Source organism: Massilia yuzhufengensis (assembly GCF_900112225.1).
GTDB classification, from domain to species: Bacteria; Pseudomonadota; Gammaproteobacteria; order Burkholderiales; family Burkholderiaceae_D; genus Telluria; species Telluria yuzhufengensis.
The window spans coordinates 42697-67548 of record NZ_FOLD01000025.1 but is presented as its reverse complement, the minus strand read 5'-3'; the positions used below and the strand labels follow the sequence as shown (position 1 = coordinate 67548).

Below are 24852 nucleotides of genomic sequence, written 5' to 3'. Positions count from 1 at the left end.
AGTGACCCATCACCACCCTCACCGCGCAGCGACCCTTCTCTCCACCGCCCCACTCGTCACAAACCGCTCCAGCGTCTGCTGCATCTGCATCGAAATCGCCGCAAAACTGCAGCCGATCTGCACCTGCTCGCCCAGCAGGAAGGTGCGGAAGGGCCTGAGCAGCCGCACTTCGAGATCTGCCATCAGCACCAGGTTCGGCCCCAGTTCCAGCCGCACGCCTTCCAGCTTCTTCCCCACGTGCAGGCCGAAACACTGCTCTGGCGTCGCCCGCAGGCCCACGCCTCCTTGCGAAAAATCATACAGCGGCAGGTCGAACTGGGTCCCCTTGATGCGGAAGCTGGCCGTGTAGTTCACTCCCACCGGGGTTTCCACGCGCCGCGCGGCGCGGCGGTTGAGCACCAGGCAGGACGCCGGGAACTCGGCCGCCACGTGCAGCGCGTTCGCCGGCACCGGCTTCCAGGACTGGTCGAGCTCGAACTGCAGCTTGGCGTTGCCGCCCAACGAAGCCACCAGGATCGCCTTGCCCGCGGGCGGGCGCTCGGCGCCGGAGAAATCGATGACGAAATGCGGCAGTTCCGGGTCGACCGACTCGATGCGCGCCAGCAGCGGTTCGATCCAGCCGGCCGGGAACACGGTTACCGGGTCGCCCGACAGCGACAGGGCGCTCAAGGCCTCGCCGATGTCGAAGGGGTCGCGCATCTCGTGCGGTTCGGCGTTGCCGCCGATGCGGTTGAGCGCGTCCGAGGACTTCGGGGGACCCTTGCGGATGACGGGCTTGGCAGGCGTGTTCACGGCGAGAATTCCTTGGTTAGGCGGGCTGTCTATACAAGCGACATCCGCGCGCGTTCAAGTATAAAGCCAGTCTCCCTGATATTGCAATTTCGTAAGCAAAGTTACTTTTTTGTGAAGCCCTAGATTTCCAGGTTGTCGATCAGGCGCGTCTTGCCGAGCTTCGCCGCGGCGAGCACCACCAGCGGGCTGCCGGCGTCCAGGTCGGCCGCGCTCGGGGCCTTCAAGTCCATCTGCTTGCGGATCGAGACGTAGTCGGGCTGCCAGCCGCGCGCGGCCAGGTGTTCCATCGCGGCGCGCTCGACCGCCTGCGGGTCGCGGTTCCCGCTGCGCATGGCGGTGGCGACGGCGTTCAGTTGCTGGTACAGCACCGGGGCTTCCTGCCGCTCTTCGCTGCTCAGGTAGCCGTTGCGCGAGGACAGCGCCAGGCCGTCGTCGGCGCGGAAGGTCTCGGCGCCGATGATCTCGGTCGGCAGGGCAAATTGGCGCGCCATGTTACGCACGATCATCAGCTGCTGGTAATCCTTCTTGCCGAACACGGCCACGCGCGGCTGCACGCAGGAAAACAGCTTGGTCACCACGGTGCAGACGCCGTCGAAGAAGCCGGGACGGAACTCGCCTTCCAGCGTATTGCCCAGGCCGTCAGGCGGGCGCACGCGGTACTCCTGCGGCTCCGGGTACATGTCCTTCTCGGTCGGCGCGAACAGCACGTAGACGCCTTCCTTTTCCAGCTTGGCGACGTCGTCGTGGAAGGTGCGCGGGTACTTGTCGAAATCCTCGTTCGGGCCGAACTGCAGGCGGTTGACGAAGATGGAGGCCACCACCGGGTCGCCGTGCCGGCGCGCCAGGCGCATCAGCGAAAGGTGACCCTCATGCAGGTTGCCCATCGTCGGCACGAAGGCAGTGCGCAGCTGGCCGCGCAACTGGTCGCGCAATTCGTCGATGGAGGAAATAATTTTCATGAATTTTTAATGCAAGGATGAAATAAGGTAAGCGATTTTTCACGCCGGGGAATAGGCCAGCCGCACGTAGATCGGCGCGAAGGGTTCGGCCTGTGTGATCTCGATCAAGGTTTCTTTTGCGAGTTCAAGCATGGCGACAAAGTGTACAACCACAATCGGAACCGTGTGCTGGCCGGCGAACAATTCGGAAAACTCGATGAAGCGCTGCGACTGCAGGGTGCGCAGGATGGCCGTCATGTGCTCGCGCACCGACAGTTCCTGGCGGCCGATCCGGTGGTGCTGGGTCAGCTTGGCGCGGCGGATGACGTCCAGCCACGCGCGCTGCAGGTCCCACGGGTCGACGTCGGGGAGGGCGGGCGCCAGGCCCTGTTCCACGAACAGCTGGGGACGCACGAAATCGCGGCCTTCCTGGGGCAGGGCGCCGATGCCCGCCGCGGCCACCTTGATCTGCTCGTACTCCAGCAGGCGGCGCACCAGTTCCGCGCGTGGGTCGCCCACGTCCTCGACCAGGTCGTCGTGGCGCTTGGGCAGCAGCATGCGCGACTTGATCTCGATCAGCATCGCCGCCATCAAGAGGTATTCGGCGGCCAGCTCGAGGTTGCGCTGGCGGATCTGCTCGACGTACTTCAGGTATTGCAGGGTGACCTGCGCCATCGGGATGTCGAGGATATTGAAGTTCTGCTTGCGGATCAGGTACAGCAGCAGGTCGAGCGGACCTTCGAAGGCGTCGAGGAAGACCTCCAGCGCATCCGGCGGGATGTACAGGTCGTTCGGCATGCGCGTGAGCGGCTCGCCGTAGAGGCGCGCGATGGCGCTGTCGGCCGGGGCGGCGGCGGCCGTCGGATCGTCAGGTGGCGGGAAGGCCCCGTCGGGCCGGGGCTCGGCCGGCACGTCGTGCCCGGCCTGCTCTGGCAGCATGGGGGCGCTTCCCTGGCCTCAGACCTTGTTCTGGTACGGGTAGGCGTTCTGGCGCAGGCGCGACTGCTTCTCGCGCTCCTGCTCGTCCAGCGACAGCGGGGCCTTGTCCCACAGCAGCGAACGGCCTTCGAGCTGGCGCGCTTCCATGCCCGGGGTTTGTGCTTTCAGTTCCTTGATGAACCGGGTGTGCTCGGATTCGTAGAGCGAGTGTTTTTTCGAGAAGATCATGGTACCTGGAGTGAATGTGGGGAAGGCCGGGGGAGATTCTTGGCCCCCGGCGTGCCCGCGTCAAGTTTACTTGTGCAGCGCGTTCAGCTGGCGGGCGATGATGTCGTGGCCGAGCCACAGCACCGGAGCGATCTTTTCCGACGCGCCATGGAACATCAGCGGGCCGGCGCCTTCCAGCACCAGGCTGGACAGGTGGTCCGTGATCAGGGCCTTGCGGTCCTTGTGCAGGGCGGTGATGTCTTCCGAGGTGCCGATCATCACCTCGGCCAGCTCGGGGGTATTATCCATCGGCCAGGCTTCGAAGTTGCGGAAGTGGGCGCTGGTGGCGTCGTTGTTGTAGCGCTCGATGGTCGCCAGCAGCGATTCCAGCGACGTGCCTTCGCCCAGCAGTTCCTGGCAAATCTTCCATTGTTCGTCAGCCCAGGCGCCGCCGCCTTCCTTCTTGAGGGCGGTAAGCAGCGGGAACAGCGACAGCTCGACCCCGACAAAAATGTCGGACGAGTTGGTGCGGATTTCAGGGCAGTTGAACACGGTCGCGTAGATGCCCTGGTTCCAGGCCGCCTGCGCGATCGACTCCAGGCGCATCTTGGCGTAGCCCTGGGTGTAGTTGGTGTAGGTCTGCCACTGGTACTGGCCGCCGATCAGGATCTCGGTGCCGTGGTAGCCGTAGGCGGTGTAGCGCACTTCGCCGCCCGCTTTCGTCACGCGCTCGCGGATCGGGGCTGAGGCGTCGATCAGGTACTTGAGGGTGTTGGCCGTGACTTCGTCGAAGTTCATCAGGATCAGCTTGCCCAGGTCGCTGTCGAGCAGGGCGCGCGAGGACTCGAAGCGCTCGCCGCGGCCCTTGTAGATGCGGTTGGCGATGGCCAGGAAGGCCTTGATCTTCGGGATGCCGCCGGCCATGGTGTGGGCGAAGAAGACATTGGCGCCTTCCGGGATGAGCTTGTCGATCTCAGCCATTGCCTGGGCCGCGCCGGTGGTGAAGCGGCGCACGCCGGCTTCGCGGCAGCGCTCGATCTTTTCCCAGTCCAGCTTGTCGTCCTGCCAGGTCTTGAGCTTGACGTTGGCCAGCATTTCGGTCGGGTTCTGCTCGCCTTCCGGTGCGTCCATGTCGAAGCCGGCCATCAGCGGCACATTGATGATGCGGCCACCGAGCTTCTCTTCCGCCTCGGCCAGCTCGGCCGCGTCCAGCGCGCGCAGGGCGCCGGTCTCATCGCGGCGGCCGACGGTGATGCCGACAATGCTCATGCCGGCTGCGCGTGCCTCGTCGATCAGACCGTTCACGTAGCCGCGGCCGAACAGTTCGCCGAACAGGACGAACACATCGCCTTTGCGGAACACGTTGGCTTGCGGGATGTGGCGGAGAGGAGTCAATTCGGTCATCTTATTATCTACCTATCTTGTATGGTCTGAAGAGGGCTGACCGGCGGATGGGCACCGGTGCGGGTTTCAGAAAAAACACGCCATTATAACGCTGGGGAGGGGCGTGGGCGGGATTTTGGGGGGTGGTTTGGGGATGCGGCGAACTTGGGTTCCGGCGCAGGCCGGAACCCAATTTACTGTGAAACCAGTTAGCGAATCCGCATCCCCGGCGTCGCCCCCGCCATCGGATCGAGCAAATACAGCCCCGGATTGGTCTTTTCATCCGCCGCCGACGCGCACAGCACCATGCCTTCCGACACGCCGAACTTCATCTTGCGCGGCGCCAGGTTGGCGACCATGACGGTCAGCTTGCCGACCAGATCTTCCGGCTTGTAGGCCGACTTGATGCCCGAGAACACGTTGCGGTGGCGGCCTTCGCCCACGTCGAGGGTCAGGCGCAGCAGCTTGCCGGCGCCTTCGACGTGTTCGCAGTTGACGATGCGGGCCACGCGCAGGTCGATCCTGGTGAAATCGTCGATCGAGATTTCCGGGGCCAGTTCTTCGATGTCGCCGGCAGGAGTCGCGTCAGCAGCAAGTTCGGCCGCGGGAGCCACTGCAGGCGTTGCCACCGCCGCCGGCTTGTCGAACAAATTCTCGACCATCTTCGCATCCACGCGCTGCATCAGGTGGTTGTAGGCGCCGATCGAGCGGCCCAGCATGGTGTCGTAGACGGCCGCGCCGTGGGTGTCAAGCCAGCTCAGTTCGCCGTCGCCGAGGAACTCGCCCACGCGGGCGGCGACCTGCGGCAGCACCGGCGAGAGCATGATGGTCAGCTGGCGGAACAGGATCAGCGCGGTGGTGCAGACGTCGTGCAGTTCGGCCAGTTTCGACTCGTCCTTGGCCAGCAGCCAGGGCTTGTTCTCGTCCACGTACTGGTTGACGACGTCGGTGATCTCCATGATCTCGCGCATCGCGCGGCCGTAGTCGCGCGCTTCGAAACTGGCGGCGATGCTGGCCTGGCGCTCGGCGCCGTCGTTCATCAGGGCCTTGCAGATCCAGCCCTTGGCGGTGGCGGACAGGCTGTCGGCCAGCTTGCCGTCGAATTTCTTGGCAATGAAGCCGGCGCAGCGGCTGGCGATGTTGACGTATTTACCGATCAGGTCGCTGTTCACGCGGGCCACGAAGTCTTCGCCGTTGAAGTCGAGGTCTTCCACCTTCGAGTTCAGCTTGAAGGCCAGGTAGTAGCGCAGCCATTCCGGGTTCATGCCCAGTTCGAGGTAGCGCAGCGGCGAAATGCCGGTGCCGCGCGACTTCGACATCTTTTCGTTGTTGACGGTCAGGTGGCCATGCACGGCCACTTTCAGGCCGTCGATGATCGGGTGGCCCGAGAAATTGAGCATCGCCGGCCAGAACAGCAGGTGGAAGGACACGATGTCCTTGCCGATGAAGTGAACCTGTTCGGCGCCTGGCGCATGCAGGAAGGCGTCGACATCGAGGCCCTTCTTGTCGAAATAATTCTTCAGCGAAGCCAGGTAGCCCACTGGCGCATCCAGCCACACGTAGAAGAACTTGCCCGGCGCATCAGGAATCGGGATGCCGAAATAGGGCGCGTCGCGGGAAATGTCCCAGTCGGCCAGCTTTTCGCCGGCTTCGCCCAGCCACTCCGACACCTTGTTGACCATTTCCGGCTGCAGGCGGCCCGGGGTGTTCAGCCATTCCTTGAGAAACGCGAAGCAGCGCGGGTCGGACAGCTTGAAGAAATACTGTTCCGAAGGCTTGAGGACCGGGGTCGAGCCGGTAAATACCGAGAACGGGTTGACCAGCTCGGTGGGCTGGTAGGCGGCGCCGCAGACTTCGCAGTTGTCGCCGTACTGGTCCTTGGCATGGCACACCGGGCATTCGCCCTTGATATTGCGGTCGGCCAGGAACATGCCCTTGACCGGGTCATAGAAGCGGTCGACGGTCTTGGTGACGATCAGGCCGGCATCGCGCAGCTTGCGGTAGATGCCCTGCGAGAGTTCGACGTTTTCCGGCGAATCGGTCGAATACCAGTTGTCGAAGGCGATGTGGAAGCCGTCCAGGTATTGCGGGCGCCCGGCGGCGATCTTGGCCACGAATTCCTGGGGCGTGATGCCTTCTTTTTCGGCCGCGATCATGATCGGGGTGCCGTGGGTATCGTCGGCGCAGACGAAATGCACTTCGCGCTGGCTGCCGTTGTCGCGCTGCATTCGCTGGAACCGGACCCAGATGTCGGCCTGGATGTATTCCATCATGTGGCCGATATGGAAGGCAGCGTTGGCGTAGGGCAGGGCGGTGGTGACGAACAGCTTGCGGGTCATGGTAGTCGAAGCGCTTTAGGTTTTAGGAAACAAGCATTTTAACAGCGGATAGCCCTTGTCGCGCAGGGGCCATTGGTCGAATTTGCCATTACGACAAGAGGGTGGCGTGCATTTTGCGCTACACTTCGGCCCATCACACGGGAGAAATACATGAGCATTACTGAGAACGACGTCAAGGCAATTTTGTCGACGGTTATCGATCCTAACACCGGCAAGGATTATGTTTCTTCCAAGTCGATCAAGAACATCACCCTCAGCGGCGCCGACGTGGCCCTCGACGTCGAGCTGGGCTATCCGGCGGCCAGCCAGTTCGCCCCCGTGCGCGACAGCGTCACCGCGGCACTGAAGGGGCTGCCGGGCGTGGGCGGCGTGGCGGTCAAGGTCTACAGCAAGATCCTGTCGCACGCGGTCCAGCGCGGCCTGAAAGTCATGCCGAACGTGAAGAACATCATCGCGGTGGCGTCCGGCAAGGGCGGCGTGGGCAAATCGACCACGGCCGTCAACCTGGCCCTGGCGCTGGCCGCCGAAGGCGCCAGCGTCGGCATCCTCGACGCCGACATCTACGGCCCTTCGCAGCCGATGATGCTCGGCATCAGCGGACGCCCGGAAAGCACTGATGGCAAGACCATGGAGCCGCTGGAAAACCACGGCGTGCAGGTGTCCTCGATCGGCTTCATGATCGACCCGGACGAGCCGATGGTCTGGCGCGGCCCGATGGTCACCGGCGCGCTGCAGCAGCTGCTCGAGCAGACCAACTGGCGCGACCTCGACTACCTGATCGTCGACATGCCGCCAGGCACCGGCGACATCCAGCTGACGCTGTCGCAAAAGGTGCCGGTCACCGGCGCCGTGATCGTCACCACGCCCCAGGACATCGCGCTACTCGACGCCCGCAAGGGCCTCAAGATGTTCGAGAAGGTCGGCATCCCGATCATCGGCGTGGTGGAGAACATGAGTACCCACATCTGCTCCAACTGCGGCCACACCGAAGCGATCTTCGGCCAGGGCGGCGGCGAGAAGATGTGCCGCGACTTCGGCGTGGAATTCCTCGGCGCGCTGCCGCTGACCCTGTCGATCCGCGAGCAGACCGATTCCGGCCGCCCGACCGTGGTGGCCGATCCGGACGGCCCGGTGGCGGCGATCTATAAAGAGATCGCACGCAAGGTCGCGGTGAAAGTGGCCGAGAAGGCAAAGGACATGACCAGCAAGTTCCCGAGCATCGTCGTCAAGAACGACTGAGCCGGGCGAAGCAGGGATGCAGGATTCATCCTGCATCTTTCTGTTTGAAAATAAAGTCGACCGGAATTTTCCTGCCACACTCAGAATTTAGAGCGTGGCCCATGGGAATCCGATGAGCGACAACAGCAGACAGCGGTGGCGCGGGCGTTACCTGGACGCCGCCCACCTGTTCGTGCCGGTCCAGCTTCGGCTGGACGCCGCCGTGCAGGCGCGGGCCGAGAACGTCGTCAATGCGGCGCTGATGGCCGCCACCGCCGGGCCGCTGTATGCGCTGGCCTATTGGCTGCTGGGCCTGAAGCTGGCGGCCTTCGAGATCCTGGCCTGCTGCCTGTTCATGCTGATGGCGCCGCCGGTGCTGCGCGTCAGCGGCAGCATCGCCGCGGCGCGCGAACTGTTCCTGTGCGCGCTGTTCTTCAATTTCACCTGGCTGACCTGGCACCTGGGCGGCATCCACGCGCCCACCGCCAGCTGGCTGATCACGGCGCCGGTGGTGGCGATGTTCCTGGGCGGCGTGGCCAGCGGCGTGTTCTGGCTGGTGATGAGCTGCGCCGCCGCCACCACCATCTGGGGCCTGCCCGCCTTCGGCATGGCCACGCCGCCCGCGCCGCAGCTGGACATGCCGCTGCTGCACCTGATCTGCAACCTGGGCCTGTACGTGGTGCTGCTGGTGTTCGTGCTGCTGTTCGAGCTGACCAAGACCGAAGGCTTCATCAAGCTGCAGCGCGCGCTCTCGACCATCAACGAGCTGGCGATCCGCGACGAGCTCACCGGCAGCCACAACCGCCGCTTCCTGCTCGGCCTGATCGACCGGGAGAAGGAGCGCAGCGACCGCAACGGCCGGGCCTTCTGCCTGTGCCTGTTCGACATCGATTTCTTCAAGCGCATCAACGACACCTATGGCCACGCGGCCGGCGACGCGGTGCTGCGCAGCTTCGCGCAGGCCGTGCAGGGCCAGATCCGCGCCACCGACGCCTTCGGGCGCTACGGCGGCGAAGAGTTCCTGCTGATGCTGCCCGAGACGCCCGCGCTGGACGCGGTGGTGCTGGCCGAGCGCGTGCGGCGTGTGATCGCCGGCCTGCGCTGCATGGATGCCGGCAGCGAGATCACGCTGACGGTGTCGGTGGGCGTGGCCGAGTACCGGCTGGGCGAAGAGGTGGCGCAGGCCATCGGGCGCGCCGACGAGGCGCTGTATGCGGCCAAGTCGCTCGGGCGCAACCGGGTCCAGTGCCACGACGACGACCAGCGCGGCCCGCTGGCCCCGGCGCCCGCGCCGGCCAGCGTCACCCCGGCGAAGGAAAGCGGGCAGTGCGACCAGCTTACCGGCCTGCTCAACCGCAACCTGCTGCGCGACCGCCTGCGCCATGCGATGGACCGGGCCAACCGCAACCGCCGCCTGGTGGCGCTGCTGCTGCTCAATATCAATGGCTTCAAGGAGATCAACGACGAACTCGGCTACGAGGCGGGCGACACCCTGCTGAGCCAGGCCGGCGCCGCGATCCGGCGCTGCCTGCGCGATTCCGACACCGTGGCGCGCTGGGGCGGCGACGAATTCATCGCCCTGCTGGAAGACCTGGGCTATACATCCGACGCCCAGGTGGTGGCCGAGAAGGTGCTCGACCGCTTCGGGCTGCCGCTCACGGTGGCCGGGCGCGAGTGCTTCGTCACGCTGGCGGTGGGCGTGGCCCTGTATCCGGCGGCCGACTGCGACCTCGATGCGCTGCTCAAGCGCGCCGACATCGCCATGCGCGGCGCCAAGCGCTGGGGCGAGAACTGCGTGCAGGTGTATTCGGGCGACACCGTGCAGCCGCAGAGCGAGCGCCTGGCCCTCAAGAACGGCTTGCGCGACGCGCTGGCGCAGGGCCAGCTGTTCCTCGAATACCAGCCCCAGCTCGACCTGGACAGGCGGCGCGTCGTCGGGGTCGAGGCGCTGCTGCGCTGGCAGCATCCGGTGTACGGCCGCATCGCACCTAGCCGCTTCATCCCGCTGGCCGAGGAGACCGGGATGATCGTCCCGATCGGCGACTGGGCGCTGCGCACCGCCTGCGCGCAGAACCGCGCCTGGTGCGAAGCCGGGCTCCCCGAGATCAAGACCGCGGTCAATTTGTCGGCGCGCCAGCTCAAGGAGCCGGGCTTGCCGGCGCGGGTAATGGCGATCCTGGCGGAAACCGGCATGCCGGCGCGCTGCCTCGACCTGGAAATCACCGAGGGCATGCTGATCGAAGATCTGGCCGGCAATTGCGCGCTGATGAGCGGGCTGCGCCAGGCCGGCGTGCTGGTGTCGATCGACGATTTCGGCACCGGCTATTCGAGCCTGAACTACCTGTCCGAGCTGCCGGTGGACATCCTCAAGATGGACGGCCTGTTCGTGCGCCGGCTTGGCGCGGCCGGTGGGCGCGGCCGTTCGTATGCGATCGCCGAGGCGATCGTCGCGATGGCGCACCGGCTGGGCCTGGAGGTGATCGCCGAGGCGGTCGAGACCCCCGAGCAGCTGGCCGACCTGTGCGCGATGGGCTGCGACGCGGCCCAGGGCTACCTGTTCGCCCGGCCGCTGCCGCCTGGCGAGGTGGCGGCCATGCTGGCGCGCCAGGTCGAGGCGGCGCCGCTGGTTCCCGCTTGACCGATTCGCCTTGACGCTCATTTGACTCCCCGGAGGATACCGTGCTGAACGAACCGATTCCCTTTGATCCCTCCCACGACCTGGACGCGCTGGCCGCCTCCGGCGCGCTGGGGGGCAACGTCGCACTGTTCAAGCAGCCGCGCGGCCAGGACCTGTTGCGCCGCTCGGCCCCGCTCGAGGAGTGGTGCGCGCTGCGGGTGCGCAACGGGGTTTGGCCCTACGGCCGCACGCTCGACGGCCCCCCGGCGCCGCTGGCCACCGTCGAGGGCGATGGCCTGGCGGCGGCCCAGGGCATCAACTTCGCCTCGCAGGACTACCTGTCGCTGGCCTCGCACCCAGCCGTGATCGACGCGGCCATGCGGGCCCTGGCCGAATGCGGCCCGCACAGCGCCGGTTCCGCTGTCCTGCTCGGCAACAGCCGCCATTCGAATGCGCTGGAACGCGCCCTCGGCGAGTTGCTGCGCTGCCAGCAGGTGGTGCTGTTCCCGACCGGCTGGGGCGCGGCTTTCGGCGCCGTGACCGCGCTGGTGCACGGCGCCGACCATGTGCTGATCGACCAGCTCGCGCATGCTTCGCTGCGCCAGGGCGCGGCCGCGGCGACACGCAATGTGGCGGCCTACCGGCACCTCGATTGCGACCATGTGCGCGAGCTGCTGGCCGGGATCCGCGCGATCGACGGCAGCGGTGCGATCCTGGTGATCACGGAAGGGCTGTTCAGCATGGACGCCGACAGTCCCGACCTGCCGCTGCTGCAATACCTGTGCCGCGAGTACGGCGCCACGCTGCTGGTGGACGTGGCCCACGACCTCGGGGCGATGGGCCCGGGCGGCACGGGCGCGATCGGGGCTCAAGGCATGCTGGGCAAGATCGATATCGTGATGGGCGCGTTCTCCAAGACCTTCGCCTCGAACGGCGGCTTCGTGGCCTGTTCGCAGCGCAGCGCGCGGCGCCAGCTGCAGCTGTTCGCCGGGCCGCACATGTTTTCGAATGCGCTCTCGCCGGTGCAGGCGGCCACGGTGCTCGAATGCCTGCGCATCGCGACTGGCAGCGAAGGGGAGCGGCTGCGCGCGGACCTGATGCGCAATGCGGTCGAGCTGCGCGCGCTGCTGCTGGAGGAGGGAATGCACTGCATCGGCGCGCCATCGCCGATCGTGCCGCTGTGGACCGGCAGCGAAGCGGCCACGCGCATCGCCGGCATGCTGCTGGCGCGCGCGCAGGTGTTCGTCAACCCGATGGAATTTCCCGGCGTGCCGCTGGGCGCCGCGCGCCTGCGCCTGCAGCTGATGGCCCGGCACAGCCCGGCCCAGGTGCGACAGGGCGCGCGGCTGCTGGCTTCGGCCGTGCGGCGGGCGTCGACGGCGCCGCGGGCGGTGCCGCGCCCCGCAGGGCAGGGCTGAGCGCGGGCGGGACGGCGCGGCGCGCGGTGCGCGCGCCGTTGGCGGCAAGGTAAAATAGCTTCTTTACCTTTTATGCATCCCGCCATGACCGTCCGCACCCGCTTCGCCCCCAGCCCGACCGGCTTCCTCCACTTAGGCGGCGCCCGCACCGCGCTGTATTCCTGGGCCTTTGCCCGCCACTTCGGCGGCACCTTCGTCCTGCGCATCGAAGACACCGACCTCGAACGCTCGACCCCGGAAGCCGTGCAGGCCATCCTGGACGGCATGCAGTGGCTCGGCCTGTCGCACGATGAAGGCCCGTTCTACCAGATGCAGCGCATGGACCGCTACCGCGAGGTGGTGGCATCGATGCTGGAGCAGGGCACGGCCTACCTGTGTTACTGCTCGCCGGACGAGGTCGAGGCGATGCGCGAGCGCATGCGCGCTGCGGGCGACAAGCCGCGCTACGACGGCACCTGGCGCCCGGAGCCGGGCAAGGAACTGCCGCCGGTGCCGGAAGGCGTCAAGCCGGTGGTGCGCTTCAAGAATCCGTTGGATGGCGAAGTTACCTGGGTCGACGTGGTCAAGGGCCCGATCACCATCGCCAACAAGGAGCTCGATGATCTGATCATCGCGCGCCCGGACGGCACCCCGACCTATAACTTCTGCGTGTCGGTCGACGACTGGGACATGAAGATCACCCACGTGCTGCGTGGCGACGACCACGTGAACAACACGCCGCGCCAGATCAATATCCTCAATGCGCTGGGCGCCGAGCTGCCGCAGTACGGCCACCTGCCGATGATCCTGGGCGCCGACGGCGCCAAGCTGTCCAAGCGCCACGGCGCGGTGAGCGTGATGGAATACCCGGCCCAGGGCTATCTGCCGGAAGCGATGCTCAACTATCTCGCGCGCCTGGGCTGGAGCCACGGCGACGACGAGATCTTCTCGATGGAGCAATTTACCGAGTGGTTCAACCTCGAGCATCTGACAGCTTCGGCGGCCCAGTTCAACCCGGAAAAGCTGGCATGGCTGAACAACCACTATATCAAGCTGGCCGACAACGAGCGCCTGGCCAGCCTGGTGCGCCCGGTGATCGAGCGCGAGGGTGGGGTGCTGGATGGCGCCCCGGCGCTGCCGACCGTGCTGGCGCTGGTGAAGGACCGCGCCCACACCGTCAACGAACTGGCCGACACCGCCATGCTGTTCTACCGCGCGCCCAAGCCCGACGCGGCGCTGCTGGCCCAGCACCTGACCGATGCGGTGCGCCCGGCGCTGGCCGCCTTTGCCGAGCGCTGCAAGGAGGTCGAATGGAGCAAGGCAGCCATTGCCGCGCTGTTCAAGGAAGTGCTGGCCGCGCACGGCCTCAAGATGCCGCAGATCGCCATGCCGCTGCGCCTGCTCGTCACCGGACAGCTGCAAACGCCGGCGATCGACGCGGTGCTGGAGCTGTTTGGCCGCGACACGGTATTGGCCCGGATCGGCAAAGGTTTGTGATCTGAAAATCGCTATTTGCGTAATGCAAGAACCCCCGCTATAATGCTCGCACTTCAGCAGCACAGGGGGGTATAGCTCAGCTGGGAGAGCGCTTGCATGGCATGCAAGAGGTCAGCGGTTCGATCCCGCTTACCTCCACCACGTTGGAAAAACAACAGTCTTAACTAGCAGGTCCAGGGTCCCCATCGTCTAGAGGCCTAGGACATCACCCTTTCACGGTGAGTACCGGGGTTCGAATCCCCGTGGGGACGCCAAGAATTTGGCAGCAGGCCAGGGTCGCCGCAGATTGCGCGATCCGGTTGGCGTTAGCGGCAGCTTTATCAGTAGCAAACAAGTAGGTTCAGTACAGTTCAAGGTCCCCATCGTCTAGAGGCCTAGGACATCACCCTTTCACGGTGAGTACCGGGGTTCGAATCCCCGTGGGGACGCCAGGTTTCTGGCAGCGTGCAACCAGCGGCACGCGATGGTAGAAGTAAATGCAGTATGTTAGAATGTTGTTTTCCCGAGGGGGGTATAGCTCAGCTGGGAGAGCGCTTGCATGGCATGCAAGAGGTCAGCGGTTCGATCCCGCTTACCTCCACCACGTTGGAAAAACAACAGTCTTATCTTGTTGGTTCAGGGTCCCCATCGTCTAGAGGCCTAGGACATCACCCTTTCACGGTGAGTACCGGGGTTCGAATCCCCGTGGGGACGCCAGGCAAGAACCGGAGCAGACCAACGTGCATGCGCGTATAGGTGCTCCGGTTTTTCTTTGTGCGCGCGGTTTTTCTCTCCAGCGCCACACGCCCGCTACCCGACACCGTCACCACTCCACGATCACAGCCGGACGGGCGCCGCCATGGCGCGGCCTGCACCCATCCGCCTTCTTCGCTTCCGCCTTACCAGCCATTCGGACGCAATCCGGCCACGCCCAGCCCGAACGGGAAGCCCGGCATGCCCGCCGCCTGCTGCGCCGCATAGCCGGCGGGGTAGCGGATGCCGCTGTCGATCGCGCCACCCGTCATTCCCGGAATCATCCCCGGCACTAGCCCGTAGCCGGGAACCGGCACCTGCCATTGGCCCGCCTGCTGACCGGGAACCATCGACAGGCCGAGGGCCACCAGCGCGTCCGGCATGCCGTAGCCGATGCGTGCGGGTTCGGCCAGCGTCACCGGCCGCGCACTGAGGCGCAGCACCTGGAACAGGCGTTCGACCCGCTCGGGCGCGCGTGCGCCCAGCATGCCCTGGAATTCAGGGCGGTGCGCCAGCACCAGCGCCGCCAGGCCGGTGACGTGCGGCGCCGCCATCGAGGTGCCGTCCCAGGCCGCGAAGTTATTTGGCGGCACCGACGAGACGACGGCCACGCCCGGCGCGCACACGTCCACCTGCGGACCGGCGCAGCTGAAGCGTGCGGTGAAGAAACCCTGCTGGTCGACATCGGCGCCGATGGTCTCGGCGTGGTAGCTGTCGGGCGGGAACTCGTCGATCTTGCCGATGGCGGCCACCGCCAGCACGTGGGGCGAGGCCGCCGGGTACTGCACCGCGCCGCCGGAATTGCCGGCCGCCGCGATGCAGGCAACGCCGGCCTGCCTGGCGCGCAGGATCTGGCGCTCCAGCGCTTCCGACGGACCGCTGCCGCCCAGGCTCAGGTTGACCACGTCGATCTGGTGTTCGATGCAGTATTCGAGCGCGTCGATCAGCTGGCTGATCTGGCCGCCAGGGAACAGCTTGCAAACGTGGATCTCGGCATCTGGCGCGAAGCCGCGGATGCCCCAGCTCGGGTCGGCCGCGGCGATCACGCCGGCGCAGTGCGAGCCATGGCCAAGGGTGTCGGTGTTCCAGGTGTTGCGGTCGACCGCCTTGTTGATGACGTCGAAACCGGCCCGGATACGGTTGAGGTTGCCGTGCGTGACGGCCACGCCGGAATCGATGACGGCGATCTTGACGCCCTGGCCGCGGAAGGGCTGGGGCACCTGGTCCAGGCGCATGGCGCGTGCGCCCCAGCCGAGCGTGGCCTGGCGCGGCAGGGTTTGCAGCGAGGGCAGGTCGGACAGCGCGCGCAGCATCACCATGTTCGGTTCGTCCAGGCTGATCTCCGGGTCGCGCTGGTAGTAGCTCCAGTAGTCGGCGCGCGGCTTGACGTACAGGCCGCTGATCGTGTGGGTGTCGTCGCCGTACAGGCGCAGGCGCGCCGCGCCGTCGGGGCCGGTGACGCCCGTGCTGGGCAGCAGGCCGCCGAACAGCGAGACCTCGGCATCGGCCAAGGGCGCGCCGTCCTTGCCGAGCACGGCCACGGCGACCTCGACCACCGGCCCGCTGTAGGGCGTGAGCGAGGAAACCAGGTCGGGGCGGCGCAGCATCGGGTCGAGCAGCTGCAGGTGCTGGTCGCGTTCGACGATCAGCCGGCCTTGCCCGCGCTGGTGCAGTTCGCCGGCCTTCTGGTCGGTCATGCGCGCGACGATCACGCCCTCTGCCTGGCCGCCGATGCTGGAGGCGCCGAGGCCGGACTGGACGCCGACGGTATCGACGATGTCGATGTCGCCCAGGCCCTGCAACGCCTGCTGCACGGACGACAGCGACAGCGGCTGCAGCAGCGCCTGCGGCGCCAGGAAGCCGGCGGCGGCGGGCAGGGCGCGCGGGGCGACCAGGTATTTTTTCTTGCGTTCGGCCACGGCGCGGCCGCGCGTGGGGTCGCGCGTCGCATCGCGCGCACGCGCGGAGGCGGATTCGTCGGCGCCTGGGTGCTTGGCGGCGCCGTCAGGCGGCTGGCCCGGCTGGTCGCCTGCGCCATGGGGAGTTTTTGGCATGGTGTTTCCTTTTCTGACCTCAGCGGAGTTGCGCTAGTCGAACAGCGACAGCGGCCCGTCCGGTTCGATCGTTAGCTGGTTGTGGTTGCGTCGGAGCTGCTCGGCGGTGTCGGGATCGGTTTCGACCACGACGGTATGGGGTGGCCCGGCGCCCGGCCCGATGGTCTCGACCAGCCGAATGGCGGGATTGGCGCCGAGGCTGTCGATGAAGGCGCCGAGGGCGCCGCCGTCGTCGGTGGCGCGCACGATGTAGCGGCCGGGCGCGGGCCGCGCGGCGGGGCCTGGTGTGCCCCCCTGGAATGGTCTGCTGCTGGATTGCGGCATGGGCAAGTCTCCTCGATGGAACGCCTCCCGCAGGCAGGAGGCGCTAGAGCCCGGCGCTACGGCCGGCGCGGAATCAATGCAGGGTTTGCTGCGCCCCGAGCTGGGCCTGCTGGGCGTAGGTGGTCCATGGATCGGCCGAGAACGGCAGCATGCCGCCGAGCTGGCCCGCGATGCCGCCGATGGTGTTGCCCAAGCCCTGGTTGCCGAACTGGCCGCCGATGAAGCCGCCGACGGGTTGTGCCACCCGCTTGATCATGTTGCCCAGCCAGCCTTGCGGCGCGACCTGGCCCTGTTGCTGTTCAGCCGCCAGCTGCTGCTGCAGCACGAGCTGTTGTTGCTGGATTTGTTGCAGGATCTGCTGCAGCTGCTGTTGCTGGACCTGCAGCTGCTGCAGCTGCTGGACGACCGGATGCTGGATCGGAGCGCCCTGGGCATCGGCGCCAAAGGGCAGCAGGCCGCCCAGGCCCGACAGGCCGGCGCCGACGATGTTGCCCAGCGTCGCGTTACCGGTGATGTTGCCGAGCAGGCCGCCGGCCGGCTTGCCGTATTGGCTGAACAGGTTGCCGACGAAGCCTTGCGGTGCGAACTGGCCCTGCTGCTGTTGTTGTTGCTGTTGCTGTTGCTGGAGCTGTTGCAATTGCTGCAGCTGTTGCAGCTGCTGCAGCTGCTCCAGTTGCTGCGGCTGGCCATAGGCGGCGCCGGTGGGGTCGGCGCCGAACGGCAGCAGGCTGCCGCCGATGCCGCCCGCGTACTGGCCGATGCGGCTGCCCAGGTTGGGGTTGCCGAAGATGCCGCCGATGCCGCGGCCGATCAGCCCGCCGACCGGCGCGCCGAACATCCCGCCCAGGAAACCCTGGGGCGCCAGGGGTGCTTGACCGATGCCGAATTGCTGGTATTCATTCATGCTTGACTCCTTCGTGGTTGCCGCCGCCAACAACAGTTCGGCACCGGTACGTGGCGTACCGGATACCGGCGCCCTTACGCGCCTGGCGCGGGCGGCTGCGTACATTGGCATTCGCGCGCGGGGTAAGGTCGACGCGCGAATGGAGGGCAGGGGCCGGCGTGCACCGCCGGGCTTCCTGCAGGTAGGTTTTGGACTGGGGCAGGGGAGCGAAGTTTGGAGGAATCCGGGAGCTTTTCGCTTGTCGCGGCGTGGCTTGCGATGGCGCAGACAAGTGGGGATTGGCGCTTGCATACAGGCGCTTGATCATTTATACGGCCGCTCTATGCCACAGGAAAAGCTGCACCGGCTCGGTTAGAATAGCGCCCTTCCAGCGCCTCCTTTTTCCATCGCATGAGCCCTTCCGTGTATCCCGCCACCCCGCCCATGCTGGCGATCTTCTGCAAGGTGGTCGACAATTTCGGCGACATCGGCATCTGCTGGCGCCTGGCGCGCCAGCTGTGGCGCGAACATGGCGCGCGCGTCACGCTGTGGGTCGACGACCTGGGAAGCTTCCGCCGGATCGCCCCGCAGATCGACGTGGCCGCCGCCGCGCAGCAGGCCGACGGCGTGCTGGTGCGGCACTGGGACGGGCAGGACGGCGTTTTTACGCCGGACGACGTGGCCGACATCGTCATCGAATTCTTCGCCGTCGACATCCCTCCGGGCTATGTCGCGGCCATGGCGGCGCGCACGCCGCGCCCGGTCTGGTTCAACCTGGAGGGCTTGAGCGCGGAATCGTGGGTCGAAGGCTGCCACCGCCTGCCTTCGATGCATCCGCGCCTGAAATTGACCAAGCATTTCTTCTTCCCTGGTTTTACGGCGCAGACCGGCGGCCTGCTGCACGAAGCCGGGCTCGACGCGCAGCGCGCCGCCTTCCAGGCCGACCGCGGCGCAAGCGGCGCTTTCCTGTCCGGCCTTGGGGTGACCGCGGACGAGATGGCCGCCTTGAAGGTCTCGCTGTTCTGCTACCCGCATGCGCCGGTCGCGGCCCTGCTCGCGGCCTGGGCCGAGGGACCGGAGCCGGTAACCTGCCTGGTGCCGGAGGGTGTCGCGCAGGAGGCGGTGGGCGCCTTCCTGGGCGCCGAGGCGCGGGCCGGCCGCAGCGCCACCCGTGGCGCACTGACGCTGCGGGTGCTGCCCTTTGTGCCCCAGCAGGACTACGACCGCCTGCTGTGGGCCTGCGACATGAACTTCGTGCGCGGGGAAGATTCCTTCGTGCGCGCCCAGTGGGCCGGTCGTCCTTTCGTGTGGCATATCTATCCGCAGGAAGAGAACCTGCACCACAAGAAGCTGCGCGCCTTCCTCGACCGCTACGCCGCCGGGCTCGACGCGCTGGCCGGGTTTTCGCTCGGCTGGAACGGCGCTGTCGCGATCGCGTCGATGCCGGTGGCCTGGCAGGGCTTGCGCGCTGCGCTCCCCCAGCTTGCCATTCGGGCAGGGGAATGGGAGGGGGAGGTGCTTGCCCACGGCGATTTGGCGACGAACCTGCTCGAATTTGCCCGCGCCCTGAGGTCGGGCGCGGAAAATCCGGTATAATGCGCGGTTAGTCTGTACCGAAATTCAGGATCAAACGTAGGCTTCAAGGCTTCCTCGCTCATGGCCACCGCTGATGTAATGCAACTTACTTTTTACGTAAAACTACTATGAAACCCGCAAAAGAAATCCGTGTTGGCAACATCATTATGGTCGACGCCAAGCCTTTCATCGTGCTGCGTTCGGACGTGAACGGTTCGAGCCGCACGGGATTCACCTACAAGTGGAAGATGAAGAATCTTCTGACCAACGCGCCACTGGAAAACGTGTTCCGCGGCGACGACAAGTTCGACGTGGTCGTGCTGGACAAGAAGCCGGTCACCTACTCGTACTTCGCCGACCCGCTGTACGTCTTCATGGACGCCGATTACGAACAGTTCGAAATCGAAGAAGAGAACCTGGGCGACGCGCTGAACTACCTGAAAGACGGCATGGAATGCGAAGCCGTGTTTTATGACGGCAAGGCGATCTCGGTCGAACTGCCGACCACCATCGCACGCCAGGTTGTGTACTCGGAGCCGGCAGTCAAGGGCAACACTTCGGGCAACGTCTTGAAGGAAGCGAAGATCGAGAACGCCATCGAGTCCAAGCAGCACATCGTGATGGTGCCGCTGTTCGTCAGCACCGACGACATCATCGAGATCGATACCCGCACCAACGAATACAAGCGCGTCGTCCGCAACTAAGCGCGCGCTGGACTACAAAGAACGCTGCCTTGGTGCAGCGTTTTTTTTCGCCGGTGCTCCCGGAATCTTGTCGCACTGCTATTCTATTGCTTTCAATAAAATGCGGGAGATGCGATGGAACGCAGGGATTTCGTACGGCTGGGCGTGACGGCGGGTGCGGCCGCCGGGGCACTGGCGGGGACGGCCGGCAGTGCACAGGCGGCAACGCCGGACGCGGGCGGCATCCTGGACGCGGGCGTGCGCGAGCAGCAGGCCGCGATGGCCGCCGGCAAGCTCAGCTCGACCGCCCTGGTAAAGCGCTACCTGGCGCGCATCGCCGCCATCGACAAGGCCGGGCCGCGCCTGAACGCGGTCATCGAAACCAATCCCGATGCATTGAAGATCGCCGCCGAGATGGACCGCGAGCGCGCGAGCGGCAAGCTGCGCGGCCCGCTGCACGGCATCCCGGTGCTCCTGAAGGACAATATCGCCACCGGCGACCGGATGAGCACCAGCGCCGGCTCGCTTGCCCTCGACGGCGTGCGCGCGACGAAAGACGCGCATATCGCGGCCCAGCTGCGCAAGGCCGGCGCCGTCATCATCGGCAAGACCAACCTGTCCGAATGGGCCAACATGCGCTCGACCAGGTCGGTCAGCGGCTGGAGCGGCCGCGGCGGCCAGACGCGCAATCCGTACGCACTCGACCGCAACACCAGCGGTTCCAGCTCGGGCTCGGGCGCCGCCGCGGCGGCCAGCCTGGCGACGCTCACCGTCGGCACCGAAACCGATGGCTCGATCGTGTCGCCGTCTTCCTCCTGCGGCATCGTCGGCCTGAAGCCGACCCTGGGCCTGCTCAGCCGCAGCGGCATCATCCCGATCGCCCACTCGCAAGACACCGCCGGCCCGATGACCCGCAGCGTGGCCGATGCGGCCCTGATGCTGGCTGCGATGGCCGGCGTGGACGCCAGTGACAAGGCGACCGAGGACAGCCGCGGCCACGTCGCCGACTACGCAGCCGCCCTGCGCACTGACGGTTTGAAAGGCAAGCGCATCGGCGTGGCCCGCAATTTCTTTGGCAGCAATGACGCGGTGGACGCGATCATCGAGCAAGAACTGGCGGTCCTGACAGCCCAGGGCGCGCTACTGGTGGACGTGAAAGTGCCGAACACCGACAAGTATGGCGACAGCGAACTGCAGGTGCTGCTCTACGAATTCGGACCGGGCCTGGCGGCCTGGCTGAAGGACTACGCGCCGCACGCGCCGGTCAAGGACATGGCCGGCGTGATCGCCTTCAACGACAAGAACGCCGCGCGTGAAATGCCGCATTTCAAGCAAGAGCATCTGATTGCGGCCCAGTCCAAGCCGGGGCTGGATGCGCGCGAATACCGGGAGGCGCTGGCCAACGACCTGCGCTATGCGCGCGAGGAAGGCATCGACCAGGTCCTCAGGGAGCACCGGCTCGACGCGCTGGTGGCGCCCACCGGCGGCCCGGCCTGGCTGACCGACTACATCAACGGCGACCACTACGGCGGCAGCTTCTCGACGCCGGCGGCGGTGGCGGGCTATCCGCACATCACCGTGCCGGCCGGCTACACGCGCGGCCTGCCGGTGGGGATCTCGTTTGTCGGCACCGCCTGGACCGAAGGCGCGCTGATCGGCATGGCCTACGCCTACGAGCAGGCCTCGAGGCGCCGCCGGGCCCCGACTTACCCGGCCAGCATCAATCCCAGGTAGGGTGGCCGGCTCTGCCGACCGCGCGTTCGACTAAAGCCGGCGTCGCCGTCACGCATGCCGGAGCTGGACGCGTGGTCGGCGAAGCCGACCACCCTACCGCGAGGCTTCGCGTCCACCCTGTTTTACCTTGGCGAACACGGGGCCCCATAGCGGGTGTCCCTGTTCGCCCGGCGCGAGGTCGAAGGACGGGTCGAGCTTGAGGGCGCGTTCGAAGGCCTGGCGGCAGGGCGCCGGCCGGTTGGTCACGCAATAGCTGAAGGCCGTGTACTTCAGCGCGCTGACCCGGTTGCGCACGGACCCGCCGTTCATGTCGTTCGACCCCAGCCGCTTGATGGCGGCGTTGTAGTCGCCGTTGTCGTACAGGGCGATGCCTTCACGCAGGGCGTTGTCGTCGCGGTCCGGGTCGGGGCGTTCGGAGCGCGCGGCGGGACGCTCGGCGCGTGCACGCGGTCGCTCCTCGGCGCGCTGCTGGGCGCGCGCCGGTTCGCGCTTGCCCATGATCGAATCGATTTGCGTGCCCAGCTGGGCGCAGCCGCCGAGCAGAAGCAGGGCGGCGAGGGCGCAGGCGCGCGTCAAGAGCTGCGGGTTCACGGGGTCTCCTCGCTGAAATCGAGTTCGATCACCGCCGAGCCGCCTTTGGTGGCATTGACCAGCACGGTGTGCTCGGGGAAGCTCGGGTTGACGATCCGGATGCTGTGCTGGCCCGGCGGCAAGGTCAAGCGCTTGAGCGGCGGGCTCACGCCCTGGTCGACGCCATTGACCTGGATCATGCCCCAAGGCTTGATGAGCAGCTTGTAGCTTGCGCCTGCCCCGGCCGGAAGCTGGCGGATGGGCGCCGCGCGCAGCTTGTCCGGGGCCGTGGCCGCTGGCGCCGCCAGCTGTGGCGGCCCGGCGTCGGGCGCGGCGGGCGGCGCAGGCGCCGGTTCGACAGTCGCGGGCGGCGTTGGCACGGCCTCGGGCTCGTCGACCGGCAGGGCCAGCGCGACCGTGTCGCGCGAATCGGCCTGGTGCAGCAGGGCGAACAGGGCGCCCAGCGCTCCCAGCAGCACTGTGGCGGCCGCGACCAGCAGGAGCCAGCGCTGCCTGCGGCCCTTTTCCGGTGGCGGCGCCGGGTCGTCGAGGATGGTAGCGGCAGGCGGCGGCGAGGCCGGCACGGCCTGGAGCGGCACGGCAGACCCAAGCGGGACGATGCCGAGCAGGTTGCGCAGTTGTTCGATGTTCTTGGGGCGCTGCTGGGGGTCGGCGGCCAGGCAACGGTCGACGGCGGTGACGAAGCTGTCGCTGTATTCGTTCGCCGGGACCGACGCGCGCCCCTGCAGCGGCGCCGCGGGCGGAAATTCGCGCGTGATCGCGTAGTGGACGACGGCAGCGAGGTCATGCATGTCACCCGCTTCCGACCAGGCGTCGCCGATGCTGGTCGTGGGCAGCAGCATCGGGTCGCCTGAATCCAGGACCAGCACGGTTTCGGGAGTGATGGGGCGATGCGGCATCTGCATCGCGTACTGCATTTCGAGCGACTGCAATAACTGGCGGAAGATCCGCCGGCACCAGACTTCGCCCACGAGTTCGTGGTTGAACTCGACGACTTCGCGCACGGTCCTGCCGTCGGTCTGCTGTTGCTGGGTCACGGGTGTGCTGGTCATCATGGCATGGGGCCGCGCCGTGACGCCAAACAATTCTGTGTCCCGGCTCAGCATTTGTATTTTGACAAATCATGCCAGAATTGCCGCGCCCGTGGCGCTGCCGGGTCAAGCGTGCGCCGCTGTTACAACTCGGTTACAAACAGCGATCGCACGGTGCAACGACTTACGCCTCGAGGAAGCGCATCTTGAAGTAGCGGCCCTTGATGGCGCCGAAATCCGGGCCCGGCGCCTGCTTGTCGTTGAGCTTGCCAATGATGGCATGGGCAATATGGCGGTCGAGCGCCACATAGCTGGCGAACTCGGTGACGTTGATCTTGCCGACCTGTTCCTTGGCCAGGCCGGCGTCGCCGGTCAGCGCACCGAGGATGTCGCCCGGGCGCAGCTTGGCCTTCTTGCCGCCGGCGATGTACAGCGTCACCATCGGCGCCGGCGCGCCGGCTTCCAGGTGCTCGCCGAGCTCGTCGAGCTTGTGCCACTGGGCCTGGGTGTTCTGGTATTCCTCCACCAGGCGCACCCATTTCTTTTCGTTCGGCGCGCACAGGGTCAGCGCCAGGCCGGTCTCGGCGCCGCGGCCGGTGCGGCCGATGCGGTGGACGTGCACTTCCGGGTCCTTCGACACGTCGGCGTTGATCACGGTATCGAGGTTGGCGATGTCGAGGCCGCGTGCGGCGACGTCGGTGGCCACCAGCACCGAGCAGCTGCGGTTGGCGAACAGGATCAGGATCTCGTCGCGTTCCTGCTGCTCCAGCTCGCCGTACAGCGCGAGCGCCGAGAAGCCCTGCGCGCGCAGCGTATCGGCCAGTTCGCGGCAGTGCGCCTTGGTATTGCAGAAGGCGAGGGTGGACACCGGCTGGTAATGCTTGAGCAACTGGGCCACCGCCTCGTCGCGGCCTTCGAAGCCGATCTCGTAGAAGCGCTGCTCGATCTGGGCCGCGCTGTGCTGGCTCTCGACCGCCACTTCGAGCGGCTCGCGCAGGAAGCCGGCGGTGGCGAAGCGGATGTCGTCCGGATAGGTGGCCGAAAACAGCAGGGTCTGGCGGTGCGCCGGGCAGGCGCTGACGATGCCGGCAATCTCGTCATAGAAACCCATGTCGGTCATGCGGTCGGCTTCGTCCAGCACCAGGGTCTGCACGTTCGACAGGTCGAGCGTATGGCGGCCCAGGTGGTCGCGGATGCGGCCCGGGGTGCCGACCACGATGTGGGCGCCGTGCTCAAGCGAGGCGATCTGCGGGCGCATCGCGACGCCGCCGGTGAGCGTGAGGATCTTGACGTTGCCCACGCCGCGCGCCAGGCGGCGCAGCTCGCCGGCCACCTGGTCGGCCAGCTCGCGGGTCGGGCACATCACCAGGCCCTGCACCGCGAACCACGCCGGATTGAGTTTATTCAGGATGCCGATGCCGAAGGCGGCGGTCTTGCCGCTGCCGGTCTTGGCCTGGGCGATCAGGTCGCGTCCTTCGAGCACCGTCGGCAGCGATTCGGCCTGGATCGGCGTCATGGCGTTGTAGCCAAGCGCGGCGAGGTTGGCGAGGAAGCGCGGCGCGAGCGGCAGCGAAGTAAAGGGTTGGGTGTTCATGCGTGTCCAGCCAGAGGTTTGGCCTGGGAGCGGACTAGGCTGAGGCCGGGGCCCAGACCGGCAGGCCGGTCAGGTCAAGGTTGTCGTCGCGGCGCCATGCGGGCAGGCCGGACGTATCGGTTTCTTCCAGCCGGCCCAACAGGTCCAGCTGTTCTTGCCTGAGGGAGACACGGCGCGGCCGGGATGCGGCACGCCTCTGTTCGACAACCGGTGCCGGCGTTTCCACCGGTTCAAATCCCGGCAGGTCGATCGTCGCGTTGTCTTTCTTGTCTCTCATCAGCTATTGTTGCGCTGTCTTTGCTACCGCAGAAAACAAAAGCCCGG

Annotated in this window: 20 protein-coding genes and 5 tRNA genes; 12 read left to right on the top strand and 13 right to left on the bottom strand. The window is 66.5% G+C overall.

Features of this window, described 5'->3' with window-relative positions; genetic code table 11:
• Nucleotides 1-18 precede the first annotated feature (18 nt).
• From BM031_RS18625 to metG, 6 genes are all read right to left on the bottom strand, one after another.
• Nucleotides 19-792 (bottom strand): flagellar brake protein, encoded by a 774-nt coding sequence (locus tag BM031_RS18625; protein WP_091876057.1) that lies wholly within the window; start codon nucleotides 790-792, stop codon nucleotides 19-21.
• Nucleotides 793-911: 119 nt separating this feature from the next.
• Nucleotides 912-1751: a pantoate--beta-alanine ligase gene (gene panC, locus BM031_RS18620; RefSeq protein ID WP_091876056.1), complete on the bottom strand. Its 840-nt coding sequence runs from the start codon at nucleotides 1749-1751 to the stop codon at nucleotides 912-914.
• 39 nt (nucleotides 1752-1790) lie between these two features.
• Nucleotides 1791-2669: a segregation and condensation protein A gene (locus BM031_RS18615; protein ID WP_091876055.1), complete on the bottom strand. Its 879-nt coding sequence runs from the start codon at nucleotides 2667-2669 to the stop codon at nucleotides 1791-1793.
• Between the two features lie 18 nt (nucleotides 2670-2687).
• Complete coding sequence (locus tag BM031_RS18610; RefSeq protein WP_091876054.1) at nucleotides 2688-2897, bottom strand: DUF3460 family protein; 210 nt, start codon at nucleotides 2895-2897, stop codon at nucleotides 2688-2690.
• Between the two features lie 66 nt (nucleotides 2898-2963).
• Entirely contained in the window at nucleotides 2964-4280 is a 1317-nt protein-coding gene (locus tag BM031_RS18605) for an enoyl ACP reductase FabMG family protein (protein ID WP_091876053.1), read from the bottom strand.
• Nucleotides 4281-4468: 188 nt separating this feature from the next.
• A complete protein-coding gene (gene metG, locus BM031_RS18600) occupies nucleotides 4469-6598 on the bottom strand; it encodes a methionine--tRNA ligase (RefSeq protein WP_091876052.1) in 2130 nt (709 codons plus the stop codon).
• Between the two features lie 150 nt (nucleotides 6599-6748).
• On the opposite strand from metG, the gene apbC reads away from it, so the two are divergent.
• The 9 genes from apbC to BM031_RS18555 all read left to right on the top strand — a co-directional run bounded on the left by apbC (nucleotide 6749) and on the right by BM031_RS18555 (nucleotide 14023).
• Nucleotides 6749-7837: an iron-sulfur cluster carrier protein ApbC gene (gene apbC, locus BM031_RS18595; protein WP_091876051.1), complete on the top strand. Its 1089-nt coding sequence runs from the start codon at nucleotides 6749-6751 to the stop codon at nucleotides 7835-7837.
• A gap of 112 nt (nucleotides 7838-7949) precedes the next feature.
• Nucleotides 7950-10454 carry a bifunctional diguanylate cyclase/phosphodiesterase gene (locus BM031_RS18590; RefSeq protein ID WP_091876050.1) on the top strand — a complete coding sequence of 835 codons (2505 nt, stop codon included), beginning with the start codon at nucleotides 7950-7952 and terminating at the stop codon, nucleotides 10452-10454.
• A gap of 41 nt (nucleotides 10455-10495) precedes the next feature.
• The gene (locus BM031_RS18585; RefSeq protein ID WP_091876049.1) at nucleotides 10496-11851 is read left to right on the top strand and encodes an aminotransferase class I/II-fold pyridoxal phosphate-dependent enzyme; all 1356 of its coding nucleotides are present in this window, start codon (nucleotides 10496-10498) and stop codon (nucleotides 11849-11851) included.
• A gap of 84 nt (nucleotides 11852-11935) precedes the next feature.
• On the top strand, nucleotides 11936-13327 hold the full coding sequence (gltX, locus tag BM031_RS18580; protein ID WP_091876048.1) for a glutamate--tRNA ligase: 1392 nt from the start codon (nucleotides 11936-11938) through the stop codon (nucleotides 13325-13327).
• Nucleotides 13328-13392: 65 nt separating this feature from the next.
• Nucleotides 13393-13468 (top strand) — tRNA-Ala (locus tag BM031_RS18575).
• 37 nt (nucleotides 13469-13505) lie between these two features.
• Nucleotides 13506-13581 (top strand) — tRNA-Glu (locus BM031_RS18570).
• A gap of 101 nt (nucleotides 13582-13682) precedes the next feature.
• Nucleotides 13683-13758, top strand: a tRNA-Glu gene (locus BM031_RS18565).
• A 76-nt stretch (nucleotides 13759-13834) separates the two neighbouring features.
• Nucleotides 13835-13910 (top strand) — tRNA-Ala (locus BM031_RS18560).
• Nucleotides 13911-13947: 37 nt separating this feature from the next.
• Nucleotides 13948-14023: transfer RNA gene (locus tag BM031_RS18555), tRNA-Glu, on the top strand.
• Between the two features lie 182 nt (nucleotides 14024-14205).
• On the opposite strand, the gene BM031_RS18550 is transcribed toward BM031_RS18555, so the two are convergent.
• The 3 genes from BM031_RS18550 to BM031_RS18540 all read right to left on the bottom strand — a co-directional run bounded on the left by BM031_RS18550 (nucleotide 14206) and on the right by BM031_RS18540 (nucleotide 17341).
• Nucleotides 14206-16113: a S8 family serine peptidase gene (locus BM031_RS18550; protein WP_091876047.1), complete on the bottom strand. Its 1908-nt coding sequence runs from the start codon at nucleotides 16111-16113 to the stop codon at nucleotides 14206-14208.
• 33 nt (nucleotides 16114-16146) lie between these two features.
• Complete coding sequence (locus BM031_RS18545) at nucleotides 16147-16437, bottom strand: hypothetical protein (RefSeq protein ID WP_091876046.1); 291 nt, start codon at nucleotides 16435-16437, stop codon at nucleotides 16147-16149.
• Nucleotides 16438-16510: 73 nt separating this feature from the next.
• Nucleotides 16511-17341 (bottom strand): hypothetical protein, encoded by an 831-nt coding sequence (locus tag BM031_RS18540; protein ID WP_091876045.1) that lies wholly within the window; start codon nucleotides 17339-17341, stop codon nucleotides 16511-16513.
• A gap of 390 nt (nucleotides 17342-17731) precedes the next feature.
• Between BM031_RS18540 and earP the strand changes: the two genes are divergently transcribed.
• From earP to BM031_RS18525, 3 genes are all read left to right on the top strand, one after another.
• Nucleotides 17732-18916, top strand: a complete 1185-nt coding sequence (gene earP / locus BM031_RS18535; protein ID WP_091876044.1) for an elongation factor P maturation arginine rhamnosyltransferase EarP — start codon at nucleotides 17732-17734, stop codon at nucleotides 18914-18916.
• Between the two features lie 107 nt (nucleotides 18917-19023).
• Complete coding sequence (locus tag BM031_RS18530; protein ID WP_091876043.1) at nucleotides 19024-19599, top strand: elongation factor P; 576 nt, start codon at nucleotides 19024-19026, stop codon at nucleotides 19597-19599.
• Between the two features lie 114 nt (nucleotides 19600-19713).
• A complete protein-coding gene (locus BM031_RS18525; protein ID WP_091876042.1) occupies nucleotides 19714-21312 on the top strand; it encodes an amidase in 1599 nt (532 codons plus the stop codon).
• A gap of 93 nt (nucleotides 21313-21405) precedes the next feature.
• On the opposite strand, the gene BM031_RS18520 is transcribed toward BM031_RS18525, so the two are convergent.
• The 4 genes from BM031_RS18520 to BM031_RS18505 form a co-directional block, all read right to left on the bottom strand.
• The gene (locus BM031_RS18520; protein WP_091876041.1) at nucleotides 21406-21903 is read right to left on the bottom strand and encodes a TssQ family T6SS-associated lipoprotein; all 498 of its coding nucleotides are present in this window, start codon (nucleotides 21901-21903) and stop codon (nucleotides 21406-21408) included.
• Nucleotides 21900-22958 carry a serine/threonine-protein kinase gene (locus tag BM031_RS18515; RefSeq protein WP_091876040.1) on the bottom strand — a complete coding sequence of 353 codons (1059 nt, stop codon included), beginning with the start codon at nucleotides 22956-22958 and terminating at the stop codon, nucleotides 21900-21902. Before BM031_RS18515 ends, BM031_RS18520 begins: the two co-directional genes overlap by 4 nt.
• A 160-nt stretch (nucleotides 22959-23118) precedes the next feature.
• Nucleotides 23119-24528 carry an ATP-dependent RNA helicase DbpA gene (gene dbpA, locus BM031_RS18510; protein WP_091876039.1) on the bottom strand — a complete coding sequence of 470 codons (1410 nt, stop codon included), beginning with the start codon at nucleotides 24526-24528 and terminating at the stop codon, nucleotides 23119-23121.
• Nucleotides 24529-24562: 34 nt separating this feature from the next.
• A complete protein-coding gene (locus BM031_RS18505) occupies nucleotides 24563-24805 on the bottom strand; it encodes a hypothetical protein (RefSeq protein WP_091876038.1) in 243 nt (80 codons plus the stop codon).
• Nucleotides 24806-24852: the final 47 nt, after the last annotated feature.

Bases quoted from the DNA above. Each gene is read 5' to 3' on its own strand.
- panC (WP_091876056.1), bottom strand. From the start codon at position 1,751: ATGAAAATTATTTCCTCCATCGACGAATTGCGCGACCAGTTGCGCGGC.
- BM031_RS18615 (WP_091876055.1), bottom strand. From the start codon at position 2,669: ATGCTGCCAGAGCAGGCCGGGCACGACGTGCCGGCCGAGCCCCGGCCC.
- BM031_RS18610 (WP_091876054.1), bottom strand. From the start codon at position 2,897: ATGATCTTCTCGAAAAAACACTCGCTCTACGAATCCGAGCACACCCGG.
- BM031_RS18605 (WP_091876053.1), bottom strand. From the start codon at position 4,280: ATGACCGAATTGACTCCTCTCCGCCACATCCCGCAAGCCAACGTGTTC.
- metG (WP_091876052.1), bottom strand. From the start codon at position 6,598: ATGACCCGCAAGCTGTTCGTCACCACCGCCCTGCCCTACGCCAACGCT.
- apbC (WP_091876051.1), top strand. From the start codon at position 6,749: ATGAGCATTACTGAGAACGACGTCAAGGCAATTTTGTCGACGGTTATC.
- BM031_RS18590 (WP_091876050.1), top strand. From the start codon at position 7,950: ATGAGCGACAACAGCAGACAGCGGTGGCGCGGGCGTTACCTGGACGCC.
- gltX (WP_091876048.1), top strand. From the start codon at position 11,936: ATGACCGTCCGCACCCGCTTCGCCCCCAGCCCGACCGGCTTCCTCCAC.
- BM031_RS18550 (WP_091876047.1), bottom strand. From the start codon at position 16,113: ATGCCAAAAACTCCCCATGGCGCAGGCGACCAGCCGGGCCAGCCGCCT.
- BM031_RS18545 (WP_091876046.1), bottom strand. From the start codon at position 16,437: ATGCCGCAATCCAGCAGCAGACCATTCCAGGGGGGCACACCAGGCCCC.
- BM031_RS18540 (WP_091876045.1), bottom strand. From the start codon at position 17,341: ATGAATGAATACCAGCAATTCGGCATCGGTCAAGCACCCCTGGCGCCC.
- earP (WP_091876044.1), top strand. From the start codon at position 17,732: ATGAGCCCTTCCGTGTATCCCGCCACCCCGCCCATGCTGGCGATCTTC.
- BM031_RS18530 (WP_091876043.1), top strand. From the start codon at position 19,024: ATGAAACCCGCAAAAGAAATCCGTGTTGGCAACATCATTATGGTCGAC.
- BM031_RS18525 (WP_091876042.1), top strand. From the start codon at position 19,714: ATGGAACGCAGGGATTTCGTACGGCTGGGCGTGACGGCGGGTGCGGCC.
- BM031_RS18515 (WP_091876040.1), bottom strand. From the start codon at position 22,958: ATGATGACCAGCACACCCGTGACCCAGCAACAGCAGACCGACGGCAGG.
- dbpA (WP_091876039.1), bottom strand. From the start codon at position 24,528: ATGAACACCCAACCCTTTACTTCGCTGCCGCTCGCGCCGCGCTTCCTC.
- BM031_RS18505 (WP_091876038.1), bottom strand. From the start codon at position 24,805: ATGAGAGACAAGAAAGACAACGCGACGATCGACCTGCCGGGATTTGAA.